Source organism: Halorhodospira neutriphila (assembly GCF_016584055.1).
GTDB classification, from domain to species: domain Bacteria; phylum Pseudomonadota; class Gammaproteobacteria; order Nitrococcales; family Halorhodospiraceae; genus Halorhodospira; species Halorhodospira neutriphila.
Genome location: NZ_NRSH01000149.1, coordinates 1 through 4,837 on the forward strand (window position 1 = coordinate 1; position 4,837 = coordinate 4,837).

Below are 4,837 nucleotides of genomic sequence, written 5' to 3' on the forward strand. Positions count from 1 at the left end.
ATGGCGGCGGCGATCGCCGCCGCCCGGCCGGCGACCTCCTCGACCGCCCCGGCAGCGTCGGCCGCGCCGGCGCGGATCGCAGCGCGGATCGCCGCCGGCGGCTCGCCGCGCGGATTGTCGTCGGTCAGCACGACCCGGTCGGCGTAGCGGGCCGCGGCCCCCCCCATCAGGGGGCGCTTGCCCGGGTCCCGCTCGCCGCCGCAGCCGAAGACCACGGTCAGCCGGCCGGCGGTGTGGGCGCGCACCGCCTGCAGGGCCTGCTCCAGGGCGCCGGGGGTGTGGGCGTAGTCCACGACCACCAGCGGCGCCCCGGGGGCGGTGAGGCGCTCCATGCGCCCCGGCACCGGGGCGAGGCCGGCGAGGCGCTCGAGCACGGCCTCCACGGGCCGCCCCAGGGCCGTGGCCGCGGCCGCCGCCGCCAGGGCGTTGGCCGCGTTGAAGCGCCCGATCAGCGGCAGGCGCAGGCGGTGGCGGCGCTGCCCGGCCCGCAGCACGAGCTCGAGGCCGTCGGCGGCGGGGGCGATCGACTCGGCCTGCAGGCCGGCCTCGGCCTGCCCCTCGAGGCTGTAGGTGAAGACCGGCCCCGCCGCCCGCTCCTGCAGGCGCCGGCCGAAGGGGTCGTCGGCGTTGAGCACCTGCGCCCGCAAGCTCGGCAGCTCGAAGAGCCGCCCCTTGGCGTCGGCGTACGCCTCCGCCGAGCCGTGGTAGTCGAGGTGGTCGCGCCCCAGGTGGGTCAGCACGGCGACGTCCACGGCCGTCCCCCCGAGCCGCCCCTGGTCGAGGGCGTGGGAGGAGGCCTCCAGGGCCACCCCGCGGCAGCCCTCGGCCCGGCACTCGGCGAGGGCCCGCTGCAGCCCCGCCGCGTCCGGGGTCGTCAGCCCCCCGGCGCGGAGCCGGCCCGGCACCCCGTGGCCAAGGGTGCCGACGACGCCGCAGGGGGCGCCGGGCTCGCTGAGCAGCTGCGCGGTGAAGTGGCTGACCGAGGTCTTGCCGTCGGTGCCGGTGACGGCGACCACCTCCAGCCCCTGCGAGGGCTCGCCGTAGAGGCGGGCGGCCACGGCGCCGAGGTGGCGCTGCAGCCCCGGCACCGCCACCACCGGCACCTCGCCCGTCGGTGGCGGCTCCGGGGCAGCCGGGCCGGGCGCCTCGGGGTCCCAGGCCACCGCGGCGGCCCCCGCCCGGATCGCCGCCGCGCAGTGCGCCAGGCCGTGCTCGCGCCCGCCGGCCAGGGCCAGGAAGAGATCCCCCGGCACGACGCGGCGGCTGTCAGCACTCGCCCCCGTCACGCGCTGCTCGAGCCCCAGGGCGGGCCGCCACGGCTCGAGCAGCCAGGCCAGGGAGACCCCCTCGCTGCCGTAGACGGCGGCGCTCACGGCTCCTCCCCGACGGCGATCACCGGCACCCCCGAGCCCTCCGGCTGGTCCGGGGGGACGTTGCGCATGCGCAGGGCCTCCGCCATGATCTGCGAGAAGACCGGGGCGGCGATCTGGCCGCCGTAGTAGGCCTCGCCGGTCGGCTCGTCGATGAGCACCACGATCACGAAGCGCGGGTCGGAGACCGGGGCGAAGCCGGCGAACAGCGCGACGTACTTGCGCTCGGCGTAGCCGTCGGGGCCCACCTTGCGCACGGTCCCGGTCTTGCCGGCGACCCGGTAGCCGGCGACGGCGGCGCGGTGCCCCGTGCCGCCGGGGCTGACGACCGCCTCGAGCATCCCCTGGAGGCGGCCGGCGATCTCGGCGTCGAGCACCCGGTAGCCCTCCGCCGGGGCCTGCCGCGCGAGCAGGGAGACCGGGCGGAGCACGCCGTCGTTGGCGATGGCCGCATAGGCGCGGGCCAGCTGCAGGGGGGTGGCGGCGATGCCGTAGCCGTAGGCCAGGGTCGCGCGCTCGACCCGGCGGCGCGGCGGCGCGGGGTCGACGTACCCGGAGGCCTCCGTCGGCAGCCGGCTCCCCGTGGGGGCGCCGAAGCCGAAGTCCTGCAGGGTCTGCCAGAGGGCGCGCGGCGGCGTGCGCAGGGCGATCTTGGCGGCGCCGACGTTGCTCGACTTGCGGATGACGCCCGTCACCTTCAGGCGGCCGTAGTTGCGGACGTCCCGCACCGTATGGCCCGCGACGCGGAAGGTCCCCGGCGCGGTATCGATGGTCTCGCCCATCGCCACGCTCCCGCTGCGCAGGGCCGAGGCCACCGTGAAGGGCTTGATCACGGAGCCGGGCTCGTAGGTGGCCGCGGCCCCCCGGTTCCGGTGGCTCTCGTCGTCGCTCGGGGTGCTGCGGGCGTTGGGGTTGTAGGAGGGCTGGTTCACCAGGGCGAGCAGCTCGCCGGTGGCCGCGTCCAGCACCACGGCGGTGCCGGCGCGGGCGCCGTGGCGCTGGACTGCCCGCTTGAGCGCCCGGTAGCTGTGGTACTGGATGCGCCGGTCCAGCGCCAGGGTCAGCCGCTCGCCCGGGCGCGGCTCCTGGAGCAGGGCGACGTCCTTGATGGTCCGGCCGAGGCGGTCGCGCAGCACCCGCTTGGCCCCCGAGCGCCCCCGCAGGGTGTCGTTGAAGGCGCGCTCGACCCCCTCGAGCCCGCGGCCGTCGATATCGGTGATGCCGATCAGCTGCGCGGTGACCTCGCCGGCGGGGTAGAAGCGGCGGAACTCGCGCTGCAGCTCGACGCCGGGGGCGTGGAGCGCCTGGACCTGCTCGGCCCGGCGCGGCGCGAGGTGGCGGCGCAGGTAGACGAACTCCCGCTCCCGGCGCTGCTCGAGGTAGCGGTGGAGCTCGCCGGCGGGGCGCTCGAGGATCCGGGCGAGCTGGTCGATGGTCTGGGGGTGGCCGAGGAGCTTGCCGGGGTGGGCCCACGCCGACTCGACCGGCGAGCTGATCGCCAGGATCTCGCCGCTGCGGTCGGTGATGACCCCCCGGTGGGCGGGCATGGAGACCGTGCGCAGGTGGCGCTCCGCGGCCTCCTCGCGCAGGAAGTCGCGGTCGATGACCTGCAGCTCGACGGCCCGGGCGAGCACGGCGCAGGCGACCAGGCCGACGACCGCCACGACGGTGAGCAGCCGCCAGCGCGGCGGCGTCTCGGGCGGGCGGTTGCGGTGGGCGCTGCGGGTCACGGCACCGGCCTCACGGCAGCTTCAGGATCACGATGGCGTCGCGCTCGGGCAGCACCATGCCCAGCTCCTCGCGGGCGAGGCGCTCGAGGCGGCTGTGCCCGGCCCAGGCCTCCTGCTCGAGCTGCAGCATGCTCCACTCCTCCCGCAGGCGGTCGCCCCGCTCGATCTCCTCCTGCAGGGTGATGAAGGCCTTGCGGTGCTGGTGCTGCACCGCCACCACCGCCACCGCGGTGGCGAACACCGCCGCGACCAGGGCGGCCTGGATGGCGTGCTGACGGCTCACGGCAGCCGTTCCGCGACGCGCAGGACCGCGCTGCGGGCGCGCGGGTTGGCGTCCCGCTCGGCCGCGCCGGCCCGCTGCGCCCCGCCGATCGGCCGCAGCCGCGGCCGCCGCCCCTCGGGCGGGATCGGCACCCCCGGCGGCAGATCCCCGACGCTCGAGGCGTCGCGGATGAAGCGCTTGACGCGCCGATCCTCCAGGGAGTGGAAGCTGATCGCCGCGAGCCGCCCCCCGGGCCTGAGCAGGTCGATCACGCCCTCGAGCAGGCGGTCGAGCTCGCCGAGCTCGTCGTTGACGGCGATCCGCAGCGCCTGGAACGTCTTGGTCGCCGGGTGGTGGCGCCCCGGCGCGCGGCCGCCCACCACCCGGTCGACGAGCTCGGCGAGCGCCCGGGTCCGCTGGAGCGGGCGCCCCGCCTCCCGCTCGGCGACGATCGCCTTGGCGATCCGGCCGGCCTGGCGCTCCTCGCCGTAGCGGCGCAGCAGCCCGGCCAGCTCCCGCACGGAGAGGCGCTGCAGCAGCTGCGCCGCCGGCTCGCCCGCCTCGGGGTCCATGCGCATATCCAGCGGGCCGTCGTGGCGGAACGAGAAGCCGCGGCCCGGCGCCTCGAGCTGCGGCGAGGAGACGCCGAGGTCGACGAGCAGCCCGTCGATCTCCCCGGCCAGCCCCCACTGGCGCAGCCGCTCCGGGAGCTCGGCGAGGCGGGCGCGGAGGACCCGGCAGCGGGGATCGCCGCCGAGGTGCTCGCGGGCGTACTCGAGCGCCTCCGGGTCGCGGTCGGCGGCGATCAGCGCCCCCCCGGCCAGCCGCTCCAGGACGGCGTGCGCGTGGCCGCCGCGGCCGTAGGTCGCGTCCACATAGCGGCCCTCGGGGGCGATCGCCAACCCCTCGAGCACCGCGTCGCGGAGCACGGGGTAGTGCTCGCCCGCGGGGAGCGGCTCCCGCTCGGTGGTTGGATCCTCGGCTGCTCCGTTCACGCCCCTCTTTTCCTCCGCTACAGGGCCAGGCTCTCGAGCTCCTCGGGCAGCTCGGCATCCTCCGCGGCCGCCGCCTGGAGCCACTCCGCGCGCTGCTGCTCCCAGAGCGGCTGGTCCCAGAGCTCGAACTTGTTGCCCTGGCCGATGAGCACGACCCGCTTCTCGAGGCCGGCGTACTCGCGGAGGGGCTGCGGCAGGAGGGCGCGGCCGTTGCCGTCGACCTGGAGCTCGTGGGCGTGGCCGATCAGCAGCCGCTTGAGCCGCTTCGCGCTCGCCTGCAGGTCCGGCAGCTCGACGAGCTTACGCTCGATGGCCTCCCACTCCGGGAGCGGGTAGAGGGCGAGGCAGCGGTCGCGGTAGTCGATGGTCGCGACGATCTCGCCGCTGCAGTGGCTCAGGAGCCGGTCGCGATACCGGGCGGGGAGGACGACCCGCCCCTTGGCATCGAGGCTGAGCTGGTTGACCCCCCGGAACACCGCC

The 4,837-nt window shown here is 76.9% G+C and carries 5 protein-coding genes; all 5 read right to left on the bottom strand.

Annotation, left to right across the window (positions count from 1 at the left end; translation table 11 throughout):
• A partial coding sequence (locus CKO13_RS10605) for a UDP-N-acetylmuramyl-tripeptide synthetase (protein WP_200260683.1) occupies nt 1–1,373 on the bottom strand: 1,373 nt, incomplete at its 3' end.
• Complete coding sequence (locus CKO13_RS10610; protein WP_200260685.1) at nt 1,370–3,100, bottom strand: penicillin-binding transpeptidase domain-containing protein; 1,731 nt, start codon at nt 3,098–3,100, stop codon at nt 1,370–1,372. The genes CKO13_RS10610 and CKO13_RS10605, both read right to left, overlap by 4 nt.
• A gap of 10 nt (nt 3,101–3,110) precedes the next feature.
• Complete coding sequence (gene ftsL, locus CKO13_RS10615) at nt 3,111–3,383, bottom strand: cell division protein FtsL (RefSeq protein ID WP_200260688.1); 273 nt, start codon at nt 3,381–3,383, stop codon at nt 3,111–3,113.
• Nucleotides 3,380–4,357, bottom strand: coding sequence for a 16S rRNA (cytosine(1402)-N(4))-methyltransferase RsmH (gene rsmH / locus CKO13_RS10620; protein WP_420827068.1), 978 nt, complete (start codon nt 4,355–4,357; stop codon nt 3,380–3,382). Before rsmH ends, ftsL begins: the two co-directional genes overlap by 4 nt.
• A gap of 17 nt (nt 4,358–4,374) precedes the next feature.
• On the bottom strand, nt 4,375–4,833 hold the full coding sequence (gene mraZ, locus CKO13_RS10625; RefSeq protein ID WP_200260695.1) for a division/cell wall cluster transcriptional repressor MraZ: 459 nt from the start codon (nt 4,831–4,833) through the stop codon (nt 4,375–4,377).
• Between the last annotated feature and the right edge of the window lie 4 nt (nt 4,834–4,837).